Source organism: Halorubrum sp. C191, assembly GCF_002727095.1.
GTDB lineage: Archaea > Halobacteriota > Halobacteria > Halobacteriales > Haloferacaceae > Halorubrum > Halorubrum ezzemoulense.
In genome coordinates this window covers 26123-49962 of the sequence record NZ_NHNZ01000102.1, presented here as the reverse complement: position 1 = coordinate 49962, position 23840 = coordinate 26123, and the positions used below count along the sequence as shown (strand labels likewise).

Annotated in this window: 23 protein-coding genes; 16 read left to right on the top strand and 7 right to left on the bottom strand. The window is 71.7% G+C overall.

The window, feature by feature from the left end:
* The first annotated feature begins 30 nt into the window (after positions 1-30).
* Positions 31-930 (top strand): ornithine carbamoyltransferase, encoded by a 900-nt coding sequence (gene argF / locus Z052_RS10250; protein ID WP_094579751.1) that lies wholly within the window; start codon positions 31-33, stop codon positions 928-930.
* Between the two features lie 39 nt (positions 931-969).
* Here the strand turns inward: argF and Z052_RS20485 are convergent, their stop codons facing one another.
* Together Z052_RS20485 and Z052_RS10245 are read right to left on the bottom strand one after the other, a co-directional pair.
* Entirely contained in the window at positions 970-1125 is a 156-nt protein-coding gene (locus tag Z052_RS20485) for a hypothetical protein (RefSeq protein ID WP_176450650.1), read from the bottom strand.
* A gap of 556 nt (positions 1126-1681) precedes the next feature.
* The gene (locus Z052_RS10245; protein WP_089308488.1) at positions 1682-2800 is read right to left on the bottom strand and encodes a twin-arginine translocase subunit TatC; all 1119 of its coding nucleotides are present in this window, start codon (positions 2798-2800) and stop codon (positions 1682-1684) included.
* 215 nt (positions 2801-3015) lie between these two features.
* On the opposite strand from Z052_RS10245, the gene Z052_RS10240 reads away from it, so the two are divergent.
* The 3 genes from Z052_RS10240 (at position 3016) to Z052_RS10230 (ending at position 9180) form a co-directional block, all read left to right on the top strand.
* Entirely contained in the window at positions 3016-5202 is a 2187-nt protein-coding gene (locus tag Z052_RS10240) for a twin-arginine translocase subunit TatC (protein WP_099289009.1), read from the top strand.
* A 96-nt stretch (positions 5203-5298) separates the two neighbouring features.
* Complete coding sequence (gene uvrA, locus Z052_RS10235) at positions 5299-8250, top strand: excinuclease ABC subunit UvrA (RefSeq protein WP_099289008.1); 2952 nt, start codon at positions 5299-5301, stop codon at positions 8248-8250.
* Between the two features lie 72 nt (positions 8251-8322).
* Complete coding sequence (locus tag Z052_RS10230) at positions 8323-9180, top strand: hypothetical protein (RefSeq protein ID WP_049932097.1); 858 nt, start codon at positions 8323-8325, stop codon at positions 9178-9180.
* A 44-nt stretch (positions 9181-9224) separates the two neighbouring features.
* Here the strand turns inward: Z052_RS10230 and Z052_RS10225 are convergent, their stop codons facing one another.
* Positions 9225-9473, bottom strand: coding sequence for a hypothetical protein (locus Z052_RS10225; protein WP_049932095.1), 249 nt, complete (start codon positions 9471-9473; stop codon positions 9225-9227).
* A gap of 159 nt (positions 9474-9632) precedes the next feature.
* Here Z052_RS10225 and Z052_RS10220 point away from each other — a divergent pair, with 159 nt between their 5' ends.
* Positions 9633-10016, top strand: coding sequence for a RidA family protein (locus Z052_RS10220; RefSeq protein ID WP_099289007.1), 384 nt, complete (start codon positions 9633-9635; stop codon positions 10014-10016).
* Positions 10017-10048: 32 nt separating this feature from the next.
* Here the strand turns inward: Z052_RS10220 and Z052_RS10215 are convergent, their stop codons facing one another.
* Complete coding sequence (locus Z052_RS10215; RefSeq protein ID WP_099289006.1) at positions 10049-12076, bottom strand: helix-hairpin-helix domain-containing protein; 2028 nt, start codon at positions 12074-12076, stop codon at positions 10049-10051.
* 155 nt (positions 12077-12231) lie between these two features.
* Here Z052_RS10215 and larE point away from each other — a divergent pair, with 155 nt between their 5' ends.
* The 8 genes from larE to Z052_RS10175 all read left to right on the top strand — a co-directional run bounded on the left by larE (position 12232) and on the right by Z052_RS10175 (position 17622).
* On the top strand, positions 12232-13194 hold the full coding sequence (gene larE / locus Z052_RS10210) for an ATP-dependent sacrificial sulfur transferase LarE (protein WP_099289005.1): 963 nt from the start codon (positions 12232-12234) through the stop codon (positions 13192-13194).
* 107 nt (positions 13195-13301) lie between these two features.
* A complete protein-coding gene (locus Z052_RS10205; protein WP_049932090.1) occupies positions 13302-13505 on the top strand; it encodes a hypothetical protein in 204 nt (67 codons plus the stop codon).
* A gap of 97 nt (positions 13506-13602) precedes the next feature.
* Positions 13603-13791 (top strand): hypothetical protein, encoded by a 189-nt coding sequence (locus Z052_RS10200; protein WP_099289004.1) that lies wholly within the window; start codon positions 13603-13605, stop codon positions 13789-13791.
* Positions 13792-13876: 85 nt separating this feature from the next.
* Positions 13877-14527 (top strand): phosphoserine phosphatase SerB, encoded by a 651-nt coding sequence (gene serB, locus Z052_RS10195; RefSeq protein ID WP_049932087.1) that lies wholly within the window; start codon positions 13877-13879, stop codon positions 14525-14527.
* 105 nt (positions 14528-14632) lie between these two features.
* Positions 14633-15469, top strand: a complete 837-nt coding sequence (locus Z052_RS10190; protein WP_049932085.1) for a lycopene cyclase domain-containing protein — start codon at positions 14633-14635, stop codon at positions 15467-15469.
* The gene (locus Z052_RS10185; protein ID WP_049932084.1) at positions 15462-16604 is read left to right on the top strand and encodes a Brp/Blh family beta-carotene 15,15'-dioxygenase; all 1143 of its coding nucleotides are present in this window, start codon (positions 15462-15464) and stop codon (positions 16602-16604) included. The genes Z052_RS10190 and Z052_RS10185 overlap by 8 nt, the downstream gene beginning before the upstream one ends.
* 71 nt (positions 16605-16675) lie before the next feature.
* Positions 16676-17332: a GNAT family N-acetyltransferase gene (locus Z052_RS10180; RefSeq protein ID WP_086216054.1), complete on the top strand. Its 657-nt coding sequence runs from the start codon at positions 16676-16678 to the stop codon at positions 17330-17332.
* Positions 17329-17622 (top strand): hypothetical protein, encoded by a 294-nt coding sequence (locus Z052_RS10175; RefSeq protein WP_099289003.1) that lies wholly within the window; start codon positions 17329-17331, stop codon positions 17620-17622. Before Z052_RS10180 ends, Z052_RS10175 begins: the two co-directional genes overlap by 4 nt.
* Positions 17623-17649: 27 nt before the next feature.
* Here the strand turns inward: Z052_RS10175 and Z052_RS10170 are convergent, their stop codons facing one another.
* Both Z052_RS10170 and Z052_RS10165 read right to left on the bottom strand, forming a co-directional pair.
* Complete coding sequence (locus Z052_RS10170; protein ID WP_094494202.1) at positions 17650-19434, bottom strand: L-aspartate oxidase; 1785 nt, start codon at positions 19432-19434, stop codon at positions 17650-17652.
* A gap of 97 nt (positions 19435-19531) precedes the next feature.
* Positions 19532-20428 carry a YkgJ family cysteine cluster protein gene (locus Z052_RS10165; RefSeq protein WP_094519681.1) on the bottom strand — a complete coding sequence of 299 codons (897 nt, stop codon included), beginning with the start codon at positions 20426-20428 and terminating at the stop codon, positions 19532-19534.
* A gap of 140 nt (positions 20429-20568) precedes the next feature.
* Between Z052_RS10165 and Z052_RS10160 the strand changes: the two genes are divergently transcribed.
* Positions 20569-20790, top strand: coding sequence for a hypothetical protein (locus Z052_RS10160; protein ID WP_099289002.1), 222 nt, complete (start codon positions 20569-20571; stop codon positions 20788-20790).
* A gap of 17 nt (positions 20791-20807) precedes the next feature.
* Here the strand turns inward: Z052_RS10160 and hisB are convergent, their stop codons facing one another.
* Positions 20808-21404: an imidazoleglycerol-phosphate dehydratase HisB gene (hisB, locus tag Z052_RS10155; protein WP_089308503.1), complete on the bottom strand. Its 597-nt coding sequence runs from the start codon at positions 21402-21404 to the stop codon at positions 20808-20810.
* Between the two features lie 162 nt (positions 21405-21566).
* Here hisB and Z052_RS10150 point away from each other — a divergent pair, with 162 nt between their 5' ends.
* Together Z052_RS10150 and Z052_RS10145 are read left to right on the top strand one after the other, a co-directional pair.
* Positions 21567-22982 carry an APC family permease gene (locus Z052_RS10150; protein ID WP_099289001.1) on the top strand — a complete coding sequence of 472 codons (1416 nt, stop codon included), beginning with the start codon at positions 21567-21569 and terminating at the stop codon, positions 22980-22982.
* Between the two features lies 1 nt (position 22983).
* Entirely contained in the window at positions 22984-23820 is an 837-nt protein-coding gene (locus Z052_RS10145) for a universal stress protein (protein WP_199058256.1), read from the top strand.
* Positions 23821-23840: the final 20 nt, after the last annotated feature.

Genomic DNA, 23840 nt, shown 5'->3' with positions numbered 1-23840 from the left:
ACGACACCACCACCCGACACCACACCAACGATGCCCCTCGCAACCGACGACTTCCTCGACATCGACGACGTGACGCCCGCCGAACTGGACGCCCTGCTCGACCGCGCCGCCGCGATGAAGGCGGGCGAGACCGACCCTCGACTCGGGGACGCGACGCTGGGGATGATCTTCGAGAAACCCTCGACGCGCACCCGGGTCTCCTTCGAGACGGGCATGACTCGACTCGGCGGCCACGCGATGTTCCTCGGCCCCGACGACATCCAGCTCGGCCACGGCGAGCCGCTGAAGGACACGGCGCGGGTCCTCGGCCGGTACGTCGACGGCGTGATGGCCCGGCTGTTCGACCACGAGGACGTGGAGACCCTCGCCGAGTACGCCGACTGTCCCGTGATCAACGGGCTCACCGACGAGGCGCACCCCTGTCAGACGCTCGCCGACCTCCTCACGATCCGGGAGACGGTCGGCGAGGACGCCACGGTCGCGTGGGTCGGCGACGGCAACAACGTCGGGCAGTCGTTCGTCGTCGGCGCGGCGATGGCCGGCGTCGACGTGGAGGTCGCCACGCCCGCCGACTACGGGATGGACCCCGACGTGTTCGACCGCGCCGCCGAGTTCGGCGCGGACGTGGCGCCGACGACTGATCCGGCGACCGCTATCGAGGGCGCCGACGTCGTTTACACCGATGTCTGGATCTCGATGGGGCAGGAGGACGAGCGCGAGGAGAAGCTCGCCGCCTTCGACGGGTTCCAGGTGAACGCCGACCTGCTCGCGGACACCGGCGCGAAGGTGATGCACTGCCTGCCCGCGCACCGCGGCGAGGAGATCACGGACGGCGTGCTCGAATCCGACCGGGCTTTGGTCTGGGACCAAGCGGAGAACCGGATGCACGCGCAGAACGCGCTGCTCGTCGAGCTGCTCGGCGAGGCGTGAGGGCGCCGCTGGCGGGGCCGAACCAGAACTGCCGCGGCCTCACCGGCGGTTCGGCGGGTCGCGGTCGTCCATGAGGAAGACGCTGTCTTGGTTCGGGTCGAAGTACACCTCCAGCGCGCGGAGGGCGCCCACGTACGCCGCGACCGCGGCGAACACGAACGAGATAGCTGCCGGAACGACGAGGCCGAGGACCATACCGAGTCGATCCTGCCGCGGCGGACTAATGCGTGTCGGCGGAGCGGAGCCGCGTGTCGGCGGAGCGGAGCCGCGTGTCGGCGGAGCGGCGGCGCGTGCCGACGAGCGCCCGCGGGGCGCGAGTCGCACGCGCGAGGGACGCGGTGAGCGACGGGCGACCGAAGGGAGCCCGGAGTGAACCGCGAGGCTGGGGCGGTGTGAGGTGCGGCGCCGTGTGGTCGGGGCGGGACTCGAAGGGGCAGTCGCCGGCGGCGAAGCCGCCGGCTGCCCGTGGCGCGTAGCGCCACGCTGCCGCGAGGCCGAAGCACGCCGCAGTAAGCACCGCAACGAGGGAGCGTCAGCGACCGAGTGAGCCGCGCAACAGGGCGCGCGAGTCCTCGCGGCTAGGGCTTCGGAGGTGTCGTCGGCGATCAGCAGGTGTCTGCGTAGAGCCGGGCGGCTGGGGATTGGGAGGCGGTCGCCGTAGAACCGCAGTTCACGAACGACCGAGCGTCTGAGGCGCTGACGGTGTCTGCTGTCGATCCGCAATCAGTGGTAGAAACAGCACCGACCGGATCTAGTTCCCGGTCCAGCGCAGTATCGCGAGCGTCCCCTCGAAGAGGGCGATCATCGTGAGCGTCACGATGATCGGCGCCATCCCGGTCGGATCGGGGCTGAACAGGAACGCGATCCCGAGGAACGACCCCCAGAAGATCAGCCGCTTCGCCTCCAGCCACTGCCGGGTGACGAGGTTCATCATGATCGCGAGCATGATGAAAAGCGGGATCTGGAAGACGATCGCCATGAACGCGAGCATGATGACGATCAGGTTAAACGTCTCCGCGAGCCCGAAGGCGATCGTCGCGGCGTCGGAGGTGTAGGTGGTGAAATACGAGAAGATCGCGGGCAACACGAGGAAGTGCGCGAACGCGATCCCGACACCGCCTAAGATTAGGCTCGTCGGGACCGCCGCGAGGTAGTAGCGGCGCTCCGTCTCGTAGAGTCCCGGGCGCATGAACCGGTACGTCTCGTAGACGAACGCCGGGAGCCCGACCACGACGCCCGCGAGACCGGCCACCTTCAGGCGGGTGAGCGGGAGTTCGAGCGGGCCGTACAGCCGCGGGCGGTTCTCCAGCGGCGCCGGGATGTGGTAGCTCCAGAAGTAGTTGATCAGCTCCGTCGACTCGGTGACGACGACGAGCGTCGCCAGCCCGCCGATGAGGAAGACGACCGCGAGCCGGCGCATCATCTCCTCGATGTGCGCGGCCAGCGGCATCTCCTCGTCCGTCTCCGGCCCTTCGATACCCTCGAACGGCTCGTCCTCGACGGCCGTGGCGGCGTCGGCGGTCGGTGCGTCCGCGGTCGTCGCCGGCGTGCCGCCGTCGCCGAGGCTCTGGGCGTCGTCCGTCGCCGGGAGGCCGTCAGTCGACGGGTCGGCGGCGTCCGCGGAGCCGGTGGCCGCGGAGGCGGCCGAGTCGGCGTCAGCGGAGGCGGTCGAGTCGGCGTCGACCGCGGCGGGGTCCACCTCGGGTCCGACCTCTGCTTCGACCTCGGACTCGACGCTCTCGGACGCGGCGTCGACGGACTCGACGCTCTCGCCGCCCTCTCCGGCGGCGTCGCTCTCGGGTTCGTCCTCGTCGGTCGACCCGTCAGCGGCGGCCGAGTCGTCGTCGCGCGGCCGGTCCGAGTCGTCCATTCAGTTGCCCTACGCGACCGGGCGGTTATCAACCTTTTCGGATGGCTGCGTCGCGCGGGGGCGAAACCGGGTCTCGCGGCGGCGACGGAGCGACCGAAGCGGCGGCCTGGCCGGGCCCGGCGGGCTCGTAACTGCTCAACGGCCCCGCGACGGCTCGGCGGCCGGAGCGCCCGCGGTCGAAAAGGTTGATAACGGCGACGACCGTCGCCTTCCGTATGGCGAGCGCCCTCGACGAAGACACCCAGCAGTCGATCGCGGAGGGCCGCGAGACGGCGAAGGCGTTCCTTCGGTCGATCCAGAAGGATCTCCAGAAGGTGTTCGTCGTCTTCCTCATCGGCTTCCTCGCGACGTTCTGGGCGCTCCGAACGTACATCTGGGACCGGCTGCGGGAGGTGACCGAGTCCAACATGAGCGCCGCCGTCGCCGAGGAGGCGGACATCATCGCGACGACCCCGTTCGAAGTGATCCTCCTCCAGGCGAAGATCGGGCTGATCGTGGGCGCGATCGCCGCGATCCCGCCGCTGATCTACGTCACCCGCGACGAACTCCGCGCTCGCGGTATGTGGCCGCAGTCGCCGATCGCCCGCTGGAAGCTCGCGCTCCTCGGACTGCTCGCCGCGGGGCTGTTCTCCGCCGGCGTCGCCTACGGCGTCTTCGCCTTCTTCCCGCTGATGTTCGGCTTTCTCGCGGAGTTCGGGCTGGAGGCCGACATCCAGCCCACCTACGGGATCGTGATGTGGACTGAGTTCATCGTCTTCCTCTCCCTCTCGTTCGGCCTCGCCGGACAGATGCCGATGGTCATCACCGGGCTGTCGTACGCCGAGATCGTCCCGTACGAGACGTTCCGCGACAAGTGGCGCTACGCGGTCGTCGCCATCTTCGTGTTCGGCGCCGTCTTCTCGCCGCCGGACCCGTTCACCCAGCTACTGTGGGCGTTCCCGCTGGTCGCGCTGTACGGCTTCAGCCTCTACCTCGCGAAGCTCGTCGTCACGGCGAAACGGAGCTCCGACCGGATCGACGTGCTCGGCGCCGTGCGGAACCACTGGAACGTCGTCGGGGGCGCGACCGTCCTCGGTGGCGCGCTCGTGTACGGCTTCTACGAGTACGGCGGTCGAACCGCGGTCAACGACCTGCTCCGGCTCGCGGGGAGCACGCGGCGGTTCCTCGAACCGGGCGCCGGGCTCGGCGTCGACCCGACGACCGCGCTCGGCGTCTACGCGGCCGCGTGGGCGATCGCGTTCGCGGCCGTCGCGACGCTGTGGGCGGTGTACACCGACCTCGACACCGCGAGCGCGGGCTACCGGTACGGCGACCCGACCGCCATCGACGTGGGCGAACTCGACGCCGCGGGCGTGCGGGCGGCCCCCGCGGACGCGTTCGCCGAGATGGGCGAAGAGGAGTCGCTCGCGCTCGCGCAATCCGCGATCGACGACGACGACCCGGAGAAGGCGCAGGCGATCCTCGACCGCTTCGACGAGGCGAACGAGGGGAGCGACGGCGACGGCGGCGCGGACGACGCCGGCGAGGACGGGCTCGTCGGGAACGTCCAGAACCGGACCTCGCGGGCGAGTTCGACGTTCCTCGCGGAGCTCACCGACGGCAACGAGGAGGAGGCCGAAGACGACATCGGCGGCTACTACACGGACCTCAAGTTCATCTTCGACTCGCTGCGCACGCGGTCGTTCCGGATCGTCGCGGTGTTCGGCGCCGTGATGGCGGCCGCGTTCACGTGGCTGTACCTCGGCGGGCTCGGAACGGTCCGGGGCGACCTCGAACGGCGCGTGCCCGCGGAGGTCGAGGGCGGGATCAACATCATCACGCTCCACCCGGTCGAGGCGCTCATCTTCATGGTGAAGTTCTCGGTGATGCTCGGGATCTTCGCCGCGTTCCCCGTGGCCCTCTACTACGCGTGGCCCGCGCTCCGCGAGCGCGGCTTCGTCGCCGGGCGGCTCTATCAGGTGTACCTGTGGGCGGGCGCGCTCGGCGCCGGGATGATCGGCGGCTTCGCGCTCGGGTACGCGTACATCGCCCCCGGGATCATCGGCTGGCTCGTCACCGACGCGCGCCTCGCGGACATGGTCATCACCTACCAGGTGAGCGACTTCCTCTGGCTCGTCATCTACACGACCATCGGGATCGGCTTCCTCGCGGACATCCCCATCGCGATGGTCCTGCTGAACAACGCCGGCGTCCCGTACCGCGTGTTCCGCGCCCGCTGGCGCGAGGTGACGATCGGGATCCTGCTCGTCGCGGCCGTGTTCACCCCCGCCGACGTGATCACGATGTTCCTCGCGACGATCCCGTTGATGTTGGCGTACGGCGTCGGCGTCGGCGTCCTCTTCCTCGTCACCTTCGGGGGGCGGCGGGACCTCTCTCCGCCCGCGGAGTTCGTCGGGGAGTGAGTCCCCGCGCTCGGCGCGGCCGACGGCGAGAACGGGCGCTGCCGGTCCCCGCGACCGACGACTATTCCCGCGCGCGCCCGCAACGGACGAAGTGAAATGAGCAAGGACTACATCGAGGTCCGCGGCGCCGAGGAACACAACCTCAAGGACCTCGACGTCCGGATCCCGCGGGAGGAGTTCACCGTCGTCACCGGGCTCTCTGGCTCGGGGAAGTCGTCGCTCGCGTTCGACACCGTCTACGCAGAGGGACAGCGCCGCTACATCGAGTCGCTGTCGGCGTACGCGCGCAACTTCCTCGGACAGATGGACAAACCGCAGGTGGAGTCCGTCGAGGGGCTCTCGCCGGCGATCTCGATCGACCAGAAGAACGCGGCGAACAACCCACGGTCGACGGTGGGGACCGTCACCGAACTCCACGACTACCTCCGGCTGCTGTACGCCCGGATCGGCACCCAGTACGACCCCGTCACGGGCGAGGAGGTCGGCGAGCAGTCCGCCCAGGACATGGTGAAGCAGATCCTCGACCTGCCCGAGGGCACGCGGGCGAAGATCGCCGCCCCGGTCGTCCGCGACCAGAAGGGCGCCTTCGAGGACTTATTCGAGGAGCTGGTGAGCGACGGGTACAGCCGCGTCGAGATCGACGGCGAGCCCGTCGATCTCACCCTCGACGACCCAGACCTCAACGAGAACTACGACCACACGATCGACGTGATCGTCGACCGCGTTCGGGTGGCCTCGGACGCGCGCTCGCGGATCACCGACTCGGTCGAGACCGCCCTCGAGGAGGCGGGCGGCGTCCTCAAGCTGATCGTCCCCGACCCGCCCGAGGACGTTCCCTTCGCGTCGAACGCGCGCTCGACGGGATCGCTCGCGGCCGACGCCGACGGCGACGACCGCCTCGTCGTCGAGTTCTCCGAGGAGCTGGGCAACCCCAACTCCGACGTACAGTTCTCCGCGATCGAGACGCGCTCGTTCTCCTTCAACAGTCCGTACGGCGCCTGCCCGGAGTGCGAGGGGATCGGCTCGACGAAGGAGGTCGACGAGGACCTCGTCGTCGAGGACCCCTCGAAGCCGCTGAAGCACGTGTTCGAGCCGTGGAGCTACGACCGCACCTACTACTCGCGCCAGCTCGACAACGTCGCGGAGCACTTCGGCGTCGACCTCGACACGCCCTTCGAGGAGCTCAACGAGTCGATCCGGCGGCAGTTCCTCTACGGCACCGACGGGATGGTCCACTTCGAGTGGACGACGAAGAACGGCACGCGCGAGAAGACGGAGCGCTTCGAGGGCGTCATCCCCAACTTGGAGCGCCGCCACGTCGAGACCGACTCCGAGCGCGCCCGCGACCACATCGAGGAGTACATGGCCGTGACCACCTGTCCCGAGTGCGAGGGCACCCGACTGAAGGAGCAGTCGCGGCACGTCCTCGTCGCCGGCACGTCGATCACCGAGGTGAACGAGCTGTCGATCGCCGACGCCCGCGAGCACTTCGAGGGAATGGAGGCGGAGCTGAACGAGCGCGAGACGACGATCGCCGAGGAGATTCTGAAGGAGATCCGCGCGCGGCTCGGCTTCATGGAGGAGGTCGGGCTGGAGTACCTCACGCTCGACCGCGAGGCGTCGACGCTGTCCGGCGGCGAGAGCCAGCGCATCCGGCTCGCGACGCAGGTCGGCTCCGGACTGGTGGGCGTCCTCTACGTCCTTGACGAGCCTTCCATCGGCCTCCACCAGCGCGACAACGACCGTCTGCTCGACACGCTCGAAGGGCTCCGCGACCTCGGCAACACGCTGCTCGTCGTCGAACACGACGAGGAGACGATGCGGCGCGCCGACGAGATCATCGACATGGGCCCCGGCCCCGGCAAGCGCGGCGGCGAGGTCGTCGCGCAGGGCGACTTCGACGAGGTGGTCGGGACCGACGAGTCGGTGACCGCCGACTACCTCGCGGGCCGGAAGTCGATCCCGGTGCCCGACGAGCGGCGCGAGCCAGACGGCGAACTCGTGGTGACGGGCGCGCGCCAGCACAACCTGAAGGACCTCGACGTGCCGATCCCGCTCGGCACGTTGACGACCGTCACCGGCGTCTCCGGCTCGGGGAAGTCGACGCTCGTCAACGACATCCTCTATAAGGGGCTGGCGCGAGAGATGAACGACAACACCTCGGTCGATCCCGGCGCACACGACGCGATCGAGGGGCTCGACGGGGTCGAGACGGTGCGGCTCATCGACCAGTCGCCGATCGGGCGGACGCCGCGGTCGAACCCCGCGACGTACACGGACGTGTTCGACCACGTCCGAGAGCTGTTCGCGGAGACGAAGCTCTCGAAGCGCCGCGGCTACGAGAAGGGCCGCTTCTCGTTCAACGTGAAAGGCGGCCGCTGTGAGGAGTGCGGCGGGCAGGGGACCGTCAAGATCGAGATGAACTTCCTCTCGGACGTGTACGTCCCCTGCGAGGAGTGCGGCGGCGCCCGCTACAACGACGAGACGCTCGACGTGGAGTACAAGGGGAAGACCATCGCCGACGTGCTCGACATGAGCGTCGCGGAGGCGTACGACTTCTTCGAGAGCCACCGCGGGCTCGAACGCCGCCTGAAACTGCTGAAGGACGTGGGGCTCGGCTACATGGAGCTGGGCCAGCCCTCCACCACCCTCTCGGGCGGCGAGGCGCAGCGCGTCAAGCTCGCCGAGGAGCTCGGCAAGCGCGCGACCGGCGACACGCTCTACCTGCTCGATGAGCCGACGACGGGGCTCCACAAGGAGGACGAGCGCAAGCTGATCGACGTGCTCCACCGCCTCGTCGACGCCGGCAACACCGTGGTCGTCATCGAACACGAGCTCGACCTCGTGAAGAACGCCGACCACGTGATCGACCTCGGCCCCGAGGGCGGCGACGGCGGCGGCGAACTCGTCGCGAGCGGTACCCCCGAGGAGATCGCTCGGGAAGATGCCTCGCACACCGGGCGCTACCTCCGCGACATACTGCCCGACGTGGACCTCGACGGCCCCCGCGACGACCGTCGGAAGCCCGCGGTCGCGGACGACGACTGAGCGGCGTCTGTGGCGGCTTTCGGGGCGAAATTGGGAAAAGAACTTTTGCTCGACATCGCTTGACACACGGTCATGGAACGACGGTCGTTCCTCTCCGTTGGCGGCGCAGCGGTCCTCGCGCTCGCGGCCGGGCGCTCCTCCACCGCCGAAGGCGCCGGCGGTCCCGCGGCGGCGGTCGAGGCGTACTACCGGCGGGCGAGCGCGAGCGAAGACGCAGAGGCGTTCGCGGCGGACGTTCCGGCGCTCGCGCACCCCGTCTCCCCGCTCTCGACGCTCGCCGAGGACGTGCCGATGGCGTTCGACACCACGGTGAGACAGGAGCTCGCCGACGCCGCGGTCGTTGAGGAGAACGTCTCGGCCGACCGGATCCGCTCGATATCCGGATTCCTGTCGGCCTCGCTCACCGACGAGGAGCTGGAGTCGATCGCCGCGGAAAACGCGGTCGTCTCGGCGACCGTCGTCGGTGGCGACGGGGGCGAGTTCGAGCGTCGGTGGCTCGTCGCGACCGACGACGGCGAGTGGGGCGTCGTGTGGCCCGGCGAACCGGAGGGACCGGTGACAGTCGTCAGGGAGTACTACCGGCGGGCGGGCGAGGCCGAGAGCGCAGCGGCGTTCGCCGACGACGTCCGGGAGCTCTCGCACCCCGCGTCGCCGCTGGGCGAGGTGGCGGCGGACGTGCCGGGCCTCTTCGACGGCGCGCGGCGTCAGGGGCTCGTCGAGGCCGCCGTCGTCGCCGAGGACGTGGACGCCGAGCGCGTCCGGAGCGTCTCGGACTTCTTCGCCGGGGCCGCGGACGACGAGACGATCGAGACCGTCGCCGCGGAGAACGCGGTCGTCTCGGTGACAGTCACCGACGGCGACGGCGACGAGTTCGAACTGGAGTGGCTCGTCGCGACCGCGGACGGCGAGTGGCGGCTCGTCTGGCTCTGAGGGTGCGATCGTAACCGGGACGACGCGGCGCCGAGACCGTCGCGTTACCCCGCCGTCGGCCGACGGCCGGGCGATCCGACGGCTCTCGCAACGACGAGGAGCGCGATCAGGTCGACGGTGAGCGCCGCGATGGAACCGAAGCGGAACAGGATCAAGAGACCCAGTACCGCCACGGCGAGCCCGACGGCCGCGCGACGGGCGCGGTCACGGTCGGGGAGCAAGCGGGACACCTGAGCGCCGACGCCGACCTGCGCCGCGAAGAGGAGGACGCCGAACGGGGACACGGCTGGCATACGGCCCGATTCCGACCGAGCCTGTATGAATATGTCGGCGGGGCGACGAACGCCCGGACGGGGCGTGGGTCGGGGCGACCGCCTCGCGGCGGTGTCGGAGCGGCCGAGGCGACCCCCGCGACCCGCATCTTGATGCCGCGGCGCGCCGTCGCCCCGGTCATGCGAGAGATCACGACGGACGACGTCCCGGAAGCGCTCGGCCCGTACTCGCAGGGGATCGTCTCGGGCGACATGGTCCACGTCTCCGGGAAGACGGGCGTGGACCCCGACACGGGGGAGGCGCCCGACTCGGTCGGCGAACAGACGACGCAGACGCTCGAAAATGTCGCCGCGATTCTGGAGGCGGCCGGGACGACCCCGGACGCGATCGTGTCGGCGACCGTCTACCTCACCGACATGGACGACTACGACGCGGTGAACGAGGCGTACCGGTCGTTCCTCTCGGAGCCGTACCCGGCGCGGACCTGCGTCGAGGTGTCTCGGCTCCCCGCGCCGCTCGACGTCGAGATCACGGTCACGGCGGAGCTCGACGGCGGCGACTGAGTTCTCGGGGCGGGGGGAAACCCGCTCCCGGCTCAGAACTTCTCCAACAGGTCGCCGTAGAACTCGCCGCCGCGGTCGTCCGCGAGCTTCTCGACGATGAGCTCCGGCGTCGACCGCGCGAGGTGCCCCTTCTTCGGCGAGCGGTTCACGCGGAGTTCGCCGTCGACGAGCCCCGCGGCCTCGATGCCGTCGACCGCGACTTCGAAGTCGGCGGCGGCGCAGATCTCGCGGGCGAGGTGCGAGACGAAGACGGCGGTCGCGTCCTGGTCGTCGAGCGCCTCCAAGATGCCCGCGATGATCTTCGCGGAGGCGCCCGGCTCGGTGATGGATTCGAGTTCGTCCACCAAGACCAGCCGACCGTCGGCGCCGTCGACGAGGTCGCCGAAGTCCCGCAGCGTCGCCTCGAACGCGCCGGCGTCGAGGGTGCCCTGCGACTTCGCGTAGTAGTGGATCTCCTCAAACCGCTCGACGGTCGCCGACTCGGCCGGCACGGGCATCCCCATCTGCGCGAGCACGACGACCAGCGCGACCAGATCGAGCGTCGAGGTCTTCCCGCCGGAGTTCACCCCGGAGAGCAGCGTCGCGCCCGACACGCCGTAGTCGACGGGCTCGACATCGGGGAAGTCGACGTCGAGGAGCGGGGAGCGACCGCCCTCGATGCGGAAGCCGGCGGGCGGGGCCTCGCCGCCGTCGTCGCCCGCCGGCTCGACCACCTCGGGCAGCGTACAGTCGAAGTCGCGCGCGAACCGCGCGACGGCGAGCTCGACGTCGAGTTCCAGGGCGTCGCGGACCAGCTCCTCGACCGGCTGGCGGAGGTCCCCGAGGTCGCTCGCGAGGTCGGCCTTCAGCTTCGCCGCCCGGCGGTCCCGGGCCGCGGAGAGCTCGGTCCGGAGCCGCGAGACGGCGCTCTCGTCGTGGTCGACCGGGAAGGATGGGTCGCCGCCGAAGACGCGCTCCGCGAGCTCCGCCTCCTCGGGTTCCAGTCGGAGCGCGTCGGCGAGGTGTTCGCGGGCGGCGTCGACGGCCGCGTCGTACTCGTCGGCGAGCTCGCGGTCCAGTAGGGAGTCCACGCGGGCGCCCTGCTCGACGAGGGAGAGGAAGTCGGTCCCCTCGATGGTGACGTCGCGCTCGCGGATCGCCTCGCGCAGCCGGTCGTCGGCGACGGAGGCGGCCGTCGACACCGCGGCGTCGAGGTCGTCGACGGCGGCGGTGAGCCGGTCCAGCTCCGCGTCGCCGGCGATCGTGCCGTCGTCGTCGAGCCGCGAGAGCGCGTCGCGCAGGCGGTCGAGGGCGACCGGAGGGCCGCCGCCCGAGACGGGGTCGCCGGCCGCCGCGGCCGCCTCGTGGACCGCCGCGGCCGCCTCCAGCCGGTCGCGGTTCTCGGCGAAGAAGGCGAGCAGCCGCTCGGGCACCGTCTCCGCCGGCGCCTCCAGCGCGTCCGGCCGCACGCTCACGTCGCCCTCCACGTCGAGCCCGGCGAACGACTCGTCCAAGACGATCACGGACGCGTACGAGCGGCCCAGCTCGGAGACGTCACGCGCGTCCTCGACGGTCTCGACGGAGAGCTCGGGAACCTCCGCCTCGGCGCGCGCGAGCGTCTCGGCGTCGGCCGTCGCGAGGCAGCGGTCGCGGACGCGGACGGTCGGGGGGTCCGACAGGGGCGCGCAGTCCGCGAGCGCCTCGCGGACCGCCGGGTCGGGGTCGCGGTCGGCCGCGTCGGCGGCGAACGACTGCGCCTCCGCGATCCGCGAGGCGGACGCGCTCGGGTAGAACGTCTCCAGCCGCTTCGCCGCGTAGTCGGTGACGGTGCGCTCGCGCAGCAGGTCGATCGCCTCCCGGTACAGCTCGCGGGCGCGGTCGGTGGCCAGCACGCGACCGTCGTCGCCGTGGCGGCGCCGGATCGCTCCGCGAGCGATGCGGGCCGCGCGGGCCTCGTTGACGCCCGGCGCGCGGGCGATGGCGGCCACGTCGCCGGACTCGACGGTCGCGACCGGGTCGTCGAGTTCGCGCAGCGAAGCGGCCGTCTTGGCGCCGACGCCGGGGATCGCCTCCAGCTCCATCTACCCGCCGGTATCACGGCAACGGTGTAAAGCGTGCGGGTCGCTCCCGCGGATCCCCGCGGCGTCCGGCGGGTCGGGGGGCGGCGCGCGTCTCAGAGCGAGGACCAGCGCGCCGGGTGCGACGCCCTTTTTCGCGCTCGTCGCCAACGCATGCCATGAGTCAGGACGCGCGTGCCGTCGGCGACGGGTCGCTCGACCCCGAGGCGGCGGCGAAGGCGGCGACCGCCCGCGAGGCGCTCGGCGAGCGCGACGGGGTGCTCGTCGCGTTCTCGGGCGGCGTCGACTCCGCGGTGGTGGCCGCGCTGGCAACGGAGGCGCTCGGCGACGACGCCGTGGCGTGTACCGCCCGCAGCGAGACGCTCCCCGCGGCGGAGCTCGACGACGCGAAGCGAGTCGCCGACGAGATCGGGGTCCGCCACGAGACGGTGACGTTCTCCGAGCTCGACGACCCGAACTTCGTCGCCAACGACGGCGACCGGTGTTACCACTGCCGGACCATGCGGCTCGGCCGGATGTACGAGACCGCGAAGGAGCTGGGGATCGACACCGTCTGCGACGGGACGAACGCGGACGACCCCGGCGAGGGGCACCGACCGGGGCTCCGCGCGGTCGAGGAGCTCGACGTGTTCTCGCCGCTGCTCGACGCCGGGATCACGAAGGCGGAGGTCCGCGCGATCGCCGAGTCTCGCGACCTCTCCGTGGCCGACAAGCCCTCGATGGCGTGTCTCTCCTCGCGGATCCCGACCGGGCTGGAGGTCACCGAGGAGCGGCTGACCCGCGTCGAGAAGGCGGAGCGGGTGCTCCGCGAGTGGGGCTTCGAGGGGTTCCGGGTTCGCGACCACGACGGCCTCGCACGCGTCGAGATCGCCCCCGACGAACTGGAGCGGGCGCTCGACCCGGCCTTCGCCGACGCCGTCCACGAACACCTCACCGACCTCGGCTTCGAGTACGTCACCCTCGACATGGCCGGCTACCGAACCGGGAGCGTGAGTCCGGGCGGCGAGGAGGTGGGCGACGGGGATGCGGGCGACAAGAACTCCGACAACGCGAACGGAGAGCCCGCCGGGAGCGACGCGGCGGACGACGGCGCCGACCTCGGGCGGCGGTACCCGCGCTGAGGCGCCGGCGACCGCCGAGAGCGGCACCGCGCCGGAATGAGGGCGGCGTTATCACCGGAGAGAACCCGGCGGGAACGCTTATAACCCGTGTTACTAAATCGACACCTATGCGGGAGGCACAGACGCTGGCGGTGATCGCCGGCGGCGTCGGGGGGGCCGTCGGGGCGTTCGTGGGCGTCGCGATCGGCGGCTCGGCGCTCTCGGTGACGATGACCACCCTCGGGGTCGCCACCGTGGTCGGCGTCGGCGTCATCGCGAGCGCGGTCATCGCCGGCGACGTGGAGTTCCTCGCCGACGCTGACGGCGAGTGAGGAGGGCGGCGCGAACCGCTGCGACGCGGCCAAAAGGGGCCGGGCGGGCGCGAGTTCGAAGTAACGTTCAAATGCGAGTTTCACGTAAACGGACGCGATGGCCGCTGCGGCGTCGTTCTGGGAGGAGTGCGACCGATACCACAAGCTCGCGGAGCGGTTCCAGCGCGGCATCGAGATCACCCACCCCGATCGGCTCACCGGGCGGAGCGGCTACTACAGCGAGTGCGGCTGCGCCTGGTGCGCCGAGGAGGTCAGGTACTTCGAGTACCGCGGCGAGCGGCTGTGAGCGGGCCGTGTCCGAGAGGCGCTCCCGCCGGTGAAAATCGGGGGCGACCGCGCGCTTCAAGGCCCCGCCGCGACGAACGGACGCCATGAGTCTCATCGCGTTCGACTTCGACGGGACGCTCTCCGACTCCGAGATGACGGTCCTGCTCGCGGAGCGGGCGGGCGTCGCCGACGAGGTCGCCGAGATCACCGAGCGGGCGATGAACGACGAACTCAGCTACGCCGAGAGCCTCTACCGGCGCGCGGAGCTGCTGGAAGCCCTTCCAGAGGCGGAGGTCGAGGACGCGTTCGACGCGGTGCGGATCCGGCCCGGCGCCGCGCGTCTCATCGAGCGCCTCCGCGACGAGGGGCACCACGTCGCCGTCCTCACCGGGGGGTTCGAGCGCGGCGTCGAGGCGGCGCTCGCTCGCGAGGGGGTCGCCGTCGACACGATCGTCGCCAACCGACTGCCGACCGGACCGGACGGCGCCCTCACCGGCGAGGCGGAGGGACCGCTGATCGAGGGGACGAAGGACGACGCGCTCGCCGACCTCGCGGCCGAGGTCGGCGTCCCGATGCGCGAGACGGTGGCGGTCGGCGACGGCGCGAACGACCTCCCGATGCTGGAGGTCGCGGGCCTGGCGGTCGGCTTCGTCCCGAAGTCCGCGGTGCGGCCGGTCTGTGATTCGGTCGTCGCCTCCATGTACCGGCTGGGGAAGGTGCTGGAGGCGCACGGCGTCCTCGCGGCCGGGGACTGATCACCGAACCGGTTCGGGCCGGCGATACCTGACCACGTTGGGCTGAAGGGTTAAACAGAAACGGGGGCGATATGTTGGCATGAGCGTCTTCGCCGGGGTGGTCCGATGCTACCGACGCTGACGTATCTCCAGTTTCACCTCGTCTTCAGTCTCCCCGTGCTGGCGCTGCTGTGGTACCTCGCCCCGCGGTACGAGGCGACGCGGCAGCGCCGGGCGGTCGGTGGGATCGCGATCCTCGTCGCCATCGCGTACGCCTACACCACCCCGTGGATCAGCTACATGATCCGCCGGGGCGCCTGGGGGTACGCGGACGGCGCCGTCGTCGCGCGGGCGCTCTCGATCCCGCTCGGCGAGTACCTGTTCTTCGCGATCCAGACGATCGTGGTCGCGTTCGCGCTCCACCGGATCGGTTTCGATCCGACGTTCCGCGAGGGCGACTTCGACCGCGTGCCCCGGGCCGCTGGCGTCCTCGTCGGCCTCGCGATGGTCCCGATCGGGCTGGGGCTCGCGTGGCTCGACCCGTCGTTCCTGTACCTCGGCGGGCTGATCGCGTGGGTCGGGCCCGTCCTCGCGCTCCAGTGGGGCGTCGGCGGCGGCTACCTCGCGCGCACGCCGCGGCTGTGGATCACGGCGACGCTCGCCCCGGCGGCGTACTTCTGGGTCGCCGACCGGATCGCGATCGGCATGGGGACGTGGTACCTCTCGCCGGAGTTGACGACCGGGATCGCGGTCCTCGGCCTCCCGATCGAAGAGATGCTGTTCTTCGTCGCCGCGGGAGTGATGACGATCAACGGCCTCGTCTTGTTCGAGTGGGTGCTCGACTGGAACGACCGCCGCGGGGCGGCGGCGGACGCTGTCGCCGGCGCCGGGTCGGAGCCCGAGCGGGACGTTCGCGGCCCCGAGTCCCCGGCCGACCCGGACCCGGACGTAGTCGATGACTGAGGCGTCGGAGGCGTCGCGGAGCGCGGCGGACGCCCGGTCCGTCGCGACCGCGGGACGCGGGGCCGACGAGAGCGTCGGCGACGGGCGCGACGCCGACCCGGCGGCCGAGCGGGTCGACCGGTGGTTCGCGCGACGTCCGGCGCTGGCGCTGGCGGCGCTGTTGCCGGTCGGCGCCGCGACCCCCCTGTTTCCGGTCGAACTCGGCGTCGCGACGTTCGCGCTCGGCACCCTCGCCGTCGGGATGGCGCACGGGGCAGTGGACCACCTCGTCCCCCTACGGGCCGCGCCGGGCGTGTCGCTCCGGCGGTCGATCGCGGTCGTCTCCGTCGGCTACGCGGTCCTCGGCGGGGCGGTCGTCGCAGCGTTCTTCGCCGCGCCCGTCGCCGCGTTCGTCGGGTTCATCGCGCTCACGTGGCTCCACTGGGGGCAGGGCGACGTGGCGACGCTCGCGATCGCGGGCGTCGACCACCTCCCCACCTCGGCCGAGCGCTGGCTGGCGCTTATCGTCCGCGGCGGCCTCCCGATGGGCGTCCCGCTCCTCGCGCACCCCGAGGAGTACCGGCTGGTGGCCGAGTGGATCGTCGGCCTGTTCCTCGTCGACGGGGGCGCGGCCGCGACGGCCGTCGACCCCCTGTTCGCGCCCGCGGTCCGCGCCGGGGTCGGCGTCGGGATGGCGGCCGCGACGCTGGCGTCGGTCGGGCTCGGCTACCGGCGGGTTCGGAGCGGGCGCGACGCCGGCGGCTGGCGCCGCGACGCCGGCGAGCTGGCCGTGCTGTGGGCGTGGTTCCTGCTCGCCGCGCCGGTGTTCGCGATCGGGGTGTACTTCGCGCTGTGGCACGCGCTCCGGCACGTCGGCCGGCTCGTCCTCGTCGACCCAGCGGCGGCGAGCGCGGCGTCGGCCGGCGACGCGGTCGGCGCGCTCGCCCGCTTCGGGCGCGACGCGGCGCCGCTCACGCTCGGCGGGTTCCTCGTGGTCGGCGCGGTCGGCGTCTCGGTCCCCGCGGGCGTGGCGGCGCCCGGCGACCTGCTCGCCGTGTCGCTCGTCGCCATCGCCGCCATGACGCTCCCGCACGTCGTCGTCGTGGCGTGGCTCGACCGGCGGGAGGGAGTCTGGCGGCCGGGCGCCGGGGCCTGATCGGCGCCGACCGGAGGCGGCCGGTGCCGGCACCGCACCGCTCTTGGTCGGCGACGGCGTCCGTCCGGTAGATGGACGAGATCGCGATCCGCGAGCCGCGACCGGGCGACGCCGAGCCGCTGGAGGCGCTCATCACCTCTCATTTCACCGAGGGGAGCTCCTACGGCGTGGACCTCGGGATCGACGACCCGACGTACCACGTGCTGGTCGCGGTCGAGGGGGACGCCGTCGAGTCGGCGGGAGACGCGGTTGACGGCGAGAGTGACCGAACCGACGCGGTCGACGGCGAGGGCGACCGGGACGGCGCGATCCTCGGCGTCATGGCGCTCCGCGAGTTCACCGATCCGACCGCCGTCGCCGACGAGATGTACTTCTTCGACGACCCCGACCTGCTGCCCGCCGCGGAGCGGTACGGCCACCTCGAAATGGGGTACGTCAGGGAGGGCGCGACGGGTCGGGGGATCGGCAGCCGGCTGCTCGGTCGCCTCCACGAGGCCGGTGCGGAGCGGGGCGTCGACCTGTTCCTCGCGGACTCGTGGTACCACGGCGGCGACGACTCCCCGGAGAAGCTGTTCGACGCGCACGGCTACGAGACGATCCACCGCGACCCGATCGAGCGCCCCGCGGCGGAGTGCCCGAAGTGCGAGGAGACGTGTACCTGCGAGGGCGCGCTCGCCGTGCGGCGCGTCGCGGGCGACGCGACCGACGCGGAGGCGAGCCGGTCGTGAACCACGACCGCGTCCACGCCAGGGAACCGTCGCACCACGTCGACCAGTGGTCGGTCGGCGTCGTCGAATCGATCGGCGAGCGCGACGGCCACTGCGTCGTGACGGTGCGGCCGACCGTGTCGGAGCGAGAGGCGGGAGGAGATGAAGCGGTGGCAGACGGGGACCGCGGCGAGCCCGTCGAGTTGACGCTCACGCTCGCCGTGCGGGACCTGTTCGTGAGCCGGCTCCCGATCGACGACGGCGAGTCGCCGGTCGGCGAGCGCGTCTGGTACCGGGAGCGGGGCGGGTGAAGGAGGGACGAGCGGAGCGGGCCGTCGCTACTCTAGCTGGTGGTAGTCCAGCTCGTGGCCCTCGTCGAGGGCGGCCTGGACGGCGTCGCTCGGCTGATCGACCGGTTCGGTGCGGAGCGTCATGCCGCCGACGTCGGCCGCGTCGAAGTAGACGTTGCGCCGCCAGTCGGGGTCGGTGTCGGGGTGGTCGGTGCGGTAGTGCGCGCCGCGCGACTCCTCGCGTTCGAGCGCGCCGCGGAGGACCGCCTCGGCGGCGACAAGCATGAAGCCGGCGTCGACGGCGAGCTCGAACGACTCGCTGGTGACCGGCCCGACGCGCATGTCCGCGGCGCGGTCGCGGACGGCGGCGAGGCGGTCGAGCCCCTCCCGGAGCGACGACTCGTCGCGGAGGATGCCCGCGTGCTCCCACATCAGCTCGCGGAGGTCGGCGAGCACCGCGTCGACCTCGTTGGCGCCGTCGTTGTCCGCCATCGCGCGCAGGTCGCGGAGGTGCGGCTCGACGGTCTCCTCGCGGAGGGCGTCGGGCACCTCGCCCGGGCCGTCGACGCGGTCGGCGATCCGCTCGCCCGCAACGACGCCGTACGCGACCGTCTCGGCCAGCGAGTTGCCGCCGAGGCGGTTCGCGCCGTGAACGCCCGCCATCGTCTCCCCGATGGCGAAGAGGCCGTCAACGTCGGTCTCGCCGTGGTCGTCGACGGCGACGCCGCCCATCCCGTAGTGGGAGGTCGGCGCGACCTCGACGGGCTCCTCGGCCATGTCCACGCCGAGGTCCTGGAACCGCTCGTACATTCTGGGGAGCCGCTCCTCGATGAAGTCGGCGTCGCGGTGAGAGATGTCGAGGTAGACGCCGCCGTGCTCCGTGCCGCGCCCCTCGCCGATCTCGCGGGCGATGGCGCGGGCGACCACGTCGCGGGCGTCGAGCTCCATCTGGTCCGGAGAGTAGCGCTCCATGAACCGCTCGCCCTCGGCGTTGAACAGGCGGCCCCCCTCGCCGCGGACGGCCTCGGTCACGAGGCGGCCGCTCCACGGCGCCCACTCGGGGTCGGCCTCGTCGACGGCCATCCCCGTCGGGTGGAACTGCATGAACTCCATGTCCATCAGCGACGCGCCGGCGTCGAAGGCCAGCGCCGCGCCGTCGCCGTTGTTCTCGTCGTCGCGGGAGGTGTGCCGGTTGTAGATCGCCGCGTGGCCGCCGGCGGCGAGAACGACGGTGCCCGCGTTGAACAGCACGAACTCGCCGTCGTCCATGTCGAAGCCGACCGCACCGTGGACGGCCTCGCCGTCGGAGACCAGCTTCGTGATCATCACGTTCTCGCGGTAGGGGACCGACAGTGCCTGCGCGCGGTCGACGAGCGTGTTTAGCAGCGACTCGCCGGTGTGGTCGCCGGCGAAGGCGGTCCGGCGGAACGACTGCGCGCCGAAGAACCGCTGGTCGATCGCGCCGTCGTCGGTGCGGGAGTACGCCATCCCCCAGTCGTCGAGCTCGCGGAGTCGCTCGGGCATCTGCGCGGTCACTGTCTCGACTTTCCCGGGATCGTTGATCAGGTGGCCCTCGTTGAGGGTGTCCGCCGCGTGGATCGCGGGCGAGTCCTCGGGGTCGTGGGTCCCGAGCGCGCCGTTGATCCCGCCCCGAGCCCACGTGGTGTGGGCGTCGCCGTGTCCGCGCTTCCCGAGGACGAGCACGTCGTCGACGCCGCGCTCGGCGAGTTCGATCGCCGCGCGCGCGCCGGCGGCGCCGGCGCCCACGACGAGGACGGACACGTCCTCTCGCGCGTACTCGACCGGCTCGTCAGTCGGGGCTCGTTCGTCCATGTTCGAACGGAGGGTCCGGAGACGGGTAAGCCTCACGCGCGTGTGCGTGCGCGAGAAGGCGGCGCGAACACACGACCGAGGACGGTCGGCGCGTCCCCTATCGCTCCGCGTCCCAGCCGGGCGTGCCGGGCGCGCCGGCGTCGTCCTCGACGACGCGGGCGAGGCGGTCGCGCGCGTCGCGGTCGAGGCCGACCCGCTCGCCGTCGGCGCCGGCGCGCTCCGTCCACTCGCGGATCGCGGACCCGACCCACGAGTCGGCCTCGCGGGCGTCGTCCCGAGCCTCGGCCATGCGGTCGCGCGTCACCGACAGCGATCCGGGGCGAGAGCCGACGGCGGCGCCGGCGAAGCGGGCGCGGTCGTCGGCGGTCGCCCCGCCGTCGCGGAGCCGGGCGACGACGCCGTCGAGGTCCTCCGGGTCGGGGTACGCGAACACCGTCGCGCCGAGCGCCTGCGGGCCGAACGCGGGCGCCGGGAGGTCGTCGGCCGGCTCGTCGTCGAGGAGCCGGTCCCCGCCCCCGGCGGCCTCGACGCGCTCGCACTCGGTCTCGGCGTCGAGTTCGAGGTTGTGACCCGGGTAGCTCGAACAGGTGCGCGGGTAGCGGTCGTCGCCGTGGATCCGGCACTGGAGCGTCGTCGGGTCGAGGAAGGCGCAGGCGCCGAGCCAGCGCGGCTCGTCGGTCCCGATCGGTGCGACCGGTTTGGGGGGCTTCCGGAGGCCGACGACGAAGACGGGGCGGCCGTCGATCGCGGCGAGGTCGGTCCCGTCGATCCGAACGCGCTCGTCGCGCTCGGCCGGCTCGAACAGTCGGGGGACCAGGGCGTCGCCCAGCCCGTCGTCGACGATGCCTACGACCTCGTCGCGGGTGAGCGGGACGAGGTCGTAGGTGTCGTCGAGCGGGGGACGAGGCCCGGTGCGGTCTGAGCCCGCCGCGGCCGGATCGAGCGGACGCCAGTCGACGCAGCAGCCGGCACAACCCTCACAGCGGAGTTCCATACGGCCCTGCCAACGGTTCGCAGTGTGATAAGTTGTCGGCGGAACGCGAACCGGACGCGAACCGAGTCCGGACGGGACGCGAACCGTGCGCGTCCCGGACCCGGACAGTTTTGCCGACCCCGGCCGAACGTCGTCACGAGATGGACTCGGAACGGGCGGAACTCGGGCTGCTCGCGGTCCGGATCGTCCGAGAACACGAGGCCGCGGCGGTGACGCCGGGGGTGGTCGTCCAGCGGCTGGCGGTCGAGTACGACCGCGAACACGCGTACAGCGAGGTGTTCGACCTGCTCCACGAGCTGGAAGAGACGGGCGAGCTCGTATACCACAACGGGGAGTACAACGAGTTCGCCGCGCCCGAGTGACCCCGAGGGACGCCGCCTCAGAGCTCGCCCTTCGTGCTTGGCGTGTCGCTGCGGCGCTCGTCGAGCCGGGTGGCGTCGTCGAGCGCGCGCGCCAGCGCCTTGAACAGCGCCTCGACCTCGTGGTGGGCGTTGTCGCCGCGCTCGACCGCGGCGTGGAGCGTCAGCCCGGCGTTGTGGGCTACGGAGAGCGCGAAGTGGTCGGCCATGACGCTGGTGAACTCCCCGACAGACTCCTGTGAGAACTCTCCGGAGAACTCGTAGTACGGCCGCCCCGCCACGTCGACGACGACGCTCGCGACCGCCTCGTCGAGCGGGACGCGGCGGTCGGCGTACCGCCGGATGCCGCGCTTGTCGCCGAGCGCCTCGTCGAACGCCTCGCCGAGGCAGATCGCCACGTCCTCGACGGTGTGGTGGTCGTCGATGTCGAGGTCACCGTCGCAGCGGACCGTGAGGTCGAACAGGCCGTGCTTCGCGAACGATTCGAGCATGTGGTCGTAGAAGCCGACCCCCGTGTCGACCTCGCTGTCGCCGTCGCCGTCAACCGCGAGCGTGAGTTCGATGGTCGTCTCGCTCGTCTCGCGGGTGACGGCCGCGGTCCGGTCGTGGTCGCTCATACCGGCCCGTCGCGGGGGATTCGTAAGTCGGTTGCGGGTGGCGCGGGGGCCACGGCGGCCGACCGGCGGCGGTCCCGGTCCGCGCTGGGGCAGGCGGGCCGGGTCAGTCAGACCGAGGCCAGCGGTGGATATTTGTCGCGTCGGGGAGGCGTCTCTACACGTATGGACGGCCCCGAGCCCGACGAGACGCGCGACACCGCGCCTTCACCCGCCGACGTCGAGGACCCCGACGCCGTCGACGCGGACACCGGAGAGGGAGAGCTCGAACGGACGATCGGGCTCGCCGGCGGCCTCGCGATCGGCATCGGCACGATGATCGGTGCGGGGATCTTCGTGTTCCCGGGGCTCGCGGCCGAGAACGCCGGACCGGCGGCCGCCGCGTCGTTCGCGATCGGCGCAGTGGTCGCCCTGCTGGTCGCGCTGCCGGCCGCCGAACTCGCCACGGCGATGCCGCGCAGCGGCGGCGGCTACTTCTTCATCTCGCGGGGGCTGGGCACCGGCCCGGGCGCGGTGGTCGGGCTCGGCCTCTGGCTCGGGCTCGTGTTCGCCTCCGCGTTCTACCTCGTCGGGCTCGGGAGCTACGCCGGGCAGGTGTTCCTCGAGGCGGGGATCGCGCTCCCGGTCGACCCTGCGGTCCCGCTCGGCGTCGCGTTCGGCGTCGGGCTCACCGCGCTCAGCGTCTTCGGGACGGAGAACACGGCGGCGCTCCAGAACGCGATCGTGATCGTGTTGCTCGTTATCCTCACGCTGTTCCTGAGCTACGGGAGCCTCGACGCGCTGGGCGTCTTCGGGGCCGAGAGTACCCCCGAGCGCTTCTTCCCGCCCGGCGGGGCGCTTCCGGTTCTCCAGACCGCCGCGCTCGTGTTCACGTCGTACCTCGGCTTCGCGCAGGTCGCGACGGTCGCCGGGGACATCAAGGAGCCCTCGCGGAACCTCCCGCTGGCGATGGTCGGCTCCGTGGTCGTGGTCGGCGTCTTCTACGTCGTCACCATCTTCGTGGCGACGAGCGCGTTCGGGAGCGCGCGGCTCGGCGAGTTCGGCGAGACCGCGATGGTCGAGGTCGCCCGCGAGTTCGTCGGCTTCCCCGGCGCGCTCGCCATCGTGATCGCCGGGCTGCTGGCGACGTTCTCCAGCGCGAACGCGTCGATACTCAGCGCGTCGCGGGCGGTGTACGCGGTGAGCCGCGACGACCTCATCCCCGAGGCCGCGAGTCGGGTCAACCTCGCGTACGGGACCCCGCACGTCGCCTTGGGGCTCGCCGGTGGCCCGATCGTCGTGCTCGCGGCGACGGGACAGGTGGAGCTGCTCGCGGAGGTGGCGTCGTTCCTCCACCTCGTGATGTACGGCCTGCTCTGCGTGGCGCTGGTCCGGCTCCGCCGCGAGCAGCCCGACTGGTACGCGCCCGCGTTCCGCTGTCCGGCCGGGGTCCCCGTCGCCGCCGTCGGCAGGGTCGCGAGCTTCGCGCTCATCGCGTTCATGCAGCCGGCGTCGATCGGCGTCGGCGTCGCGATCATGGTCGCCGCCTACGGCTGGTACCGGTACTACGCGACCGACGTGGAACTGAGAGGTGACTTCTAAGATGTCCGACACACCCGCGAACGACGACGAGGCACAGCCCGGGACCGGCGAGAACGACTCAAGTCCCGAACCCGACGGCGAGGGACCGCCCGAGTCCGGGGGGGACGCGCGGCCCGACCCCGACCGGCCGTCGGTGTTGGTCCCGCTGGCGGTGTTGGAGGGGGAGTCGCTCCCCACCGGAACGCCCGAACTGCTCGCGAACGCCCGCGTCGTGCTGCTCGGGTACCACGTGATCCCCGACCAGACCGCGACCGAGCAGGCGCGCGAGCAGTTCGGCGAGAAGGCCATGTCGAAGCTCGACGAGTTCGCGGCCCGGCTCGCCGCGGCCGGGGCCGACGTCGAGACGCGGCTCGTGTTTACACACGACAAGGAGACGACGGTCGACCGGCTCAGCTACGAGTACGACAGCCTCGCGGTGTTGGTCCCGAACAGCACGGACCGTGTGGAATCGGTCCTCGTGGCGCTCCGCGGGACCGTCGGCGCCAGCCGGAACGCCCGGCTCGTCGCCGGCCTGTTCGCCGACGCGGGCGTTGCGGTGACGCTGTACCACGCGCTCGACGAGGGGGAGTCCCGCGGCGACGGCGAGGCGTTCTTGAACGGGGTGAAAAGCGACCTCGCCGAGCGCGGGGTCGACTCGGACCGGGTCGAGCTGGTGGTGGAGACCGGTGACGTCCCGATCGACGACATCGCGAGCCGGGCCGAGTCGCACGACGCAGTCGTGATGGGCGAGACCGACCCGTCGGTCACCACGTTCGTCTTCGGGATGCCGTCGGAGCAGATCGCCGAGCGCTTCCTCGGCCCGGTGTTAGTCGTTCAGCGCGAGCGTCCGGAGGAGTAGTCGGCGGCGACGCCGCCGGG

Excerpts from the sequence above, each read along its gene's own strand:
- serB (WP_049932087.1), top strand. The coding sequence starts at position 13,877 with ATGAGTCTCATCGCGTTCGACTTCGACGGGACGCTCTCCGACTCCGAG.
- Z052_RS10225 (WP_049932095.1), bottom strand. The coding sequence starts at position 9,473 with ATGCCAGCCGTGTCCCCGTTCGGCGTCCTCCTCTTCGCGGCGCAGGTC.
- Z052_RS10165 (WP_094519681.1), bottom strand. The coding sequence starts at position 20,428 with ATGGAACTCCGCTGTGAGGGTTGTGCCGGCTGCTGCGTCGACTGGCGT.
- larE (WP_099289005.1), top strand. The coding sequence starts at position 12,232 with ATGAGTCAGGACGCGCGTGCCGTCGGCGACGGGTCGCTCGACCCCGAG.
- Z052_RS20485 (WP_176450650.1), bottom strand. The coding sequence starts at position 1,125 with ATGGTCCTCGGCCTCGTCGTTCCGGCAGCTATCTCGTTCGTGTTCGCC.
- hisB (WP_089308503.1), bottom strand. The coding sequence starts at position 21,404 with ATGAGCGACCACGACCGGACCGCGGCCGTCACCCGCGAGACGAGCGAG.
- Z052_RS10190 (WP_049932085.1), top strand. The coding sequence starts at position 14,633 with ATGCTACCGACGCTGACGTATCTCCAGTTTCACCTCGTCTTCAGTCTC.
- Z052_RS10180 (WP_086216054.1), top strand. The coding sequence starts at position 16,676 with ATGGACGAGATCGCGATCCGCGAGCCGCGACCGGGCGACGCCGAGCCG.
- uvrA (WP_099289008.1), top strand. The coding sequence starts at position 5,299 with ATGAGCAAGGACTACATCGAGGTCCGCGGCGCCGAGGAACACAACCTC.
- Z052_RS10245 (WP_089308488.1), bottom strand. The coding sequence starts at position 2,800 with ATGGACGACTCGGACCGGCCGCGCGACGACGACTCGGCCGCCGCTGAC.
- Z052_RS10170 (WP_094494202.1), bottom strand. The coding sequence starts at position 19,434 with ATGGACGAACGAGCCCCGACTGACGAGCCGGTCGAGTACGCGCGAGAG.
- Z052_RS10230 (WP_049932097.1), top strand. The coding sequence starts at position 8,323 with ATGGAACGACGGTCGTTCCTCTCCGTTGGCGGCGCAGCGGTCCTCGCG.
- Z052_RS10160 (WP_099289002.1), top strand. The coding sequence starts at position 20,569 with ATGGACTCGGAACGGGCGGAACTCGGGCTGCTCGCGGTCCGGATCGTC.
- Z052_RS10185 (WP_049932084.1), top strand. The coding sequence starts at position 15,462 with ATGACTGAGGCGTCGGAGGCGTCGCGGAGCGCGGCGGACGCCCGGTCC.
- Z052_RS10240 (WP_099289009.1), top strand. The coding sequence starts at position 3,016 with ATGGCGAGCGCCCTCGACGAAGACACCCAGCAGTCGATCGCGGAGGGC.
- Z052_RS10205 (WP_049932090.1), top strand. The coding sequence starts at position 13,302 with ATGCGGGAGGCACAGACGCTGGCGGTGATCGCCGGCGGCGTCGGGGGG.
- Z052_RS10200 (WP_099289004.1), top strand. The coding sequence starts at position 13,603 with ATGGCCGCTGCGGCGTCGTTCTGGGAGGAGTGCGACCGATACCACAAG.
- Z052_RS10150 (WP_099289001.1), top strand. The coding sequence starts at position 21,567 with ATGGACGGCCCCGAGCCCGACGAGACGCGCGACACCGCGCCTTCACCC.
- Z052_RS10145 (WP_199058256.1), top strand. The coding sequence starts at position 22,984 with ATGTCCGACACACCCGCGAACGACGACGAGGCACAGCCCGGGACCGGC.
- Z052_RS10220 (WP_099289007.1), top strand. The coding sequence starts at position 9,633 with ATGCGAGAGATCACGACGGACGACGTCCCGGAAGCGCTCGGCCCGTAC.
- argF (WP_094579751.1), top strand. The coding sequence starts at position 31 with ATGCCCCTCGCAACCGACGACTTCCTCGACATCGACGACGTGACGCCC.
- Z052_RS10215 (WP_099289006.1), bottom strand. The coding sequence starts at position 12,076 with ATGGAGCTGGAGGCGATCCCCGGCGTCGGCGCCAAGACGGCCGCTTCG.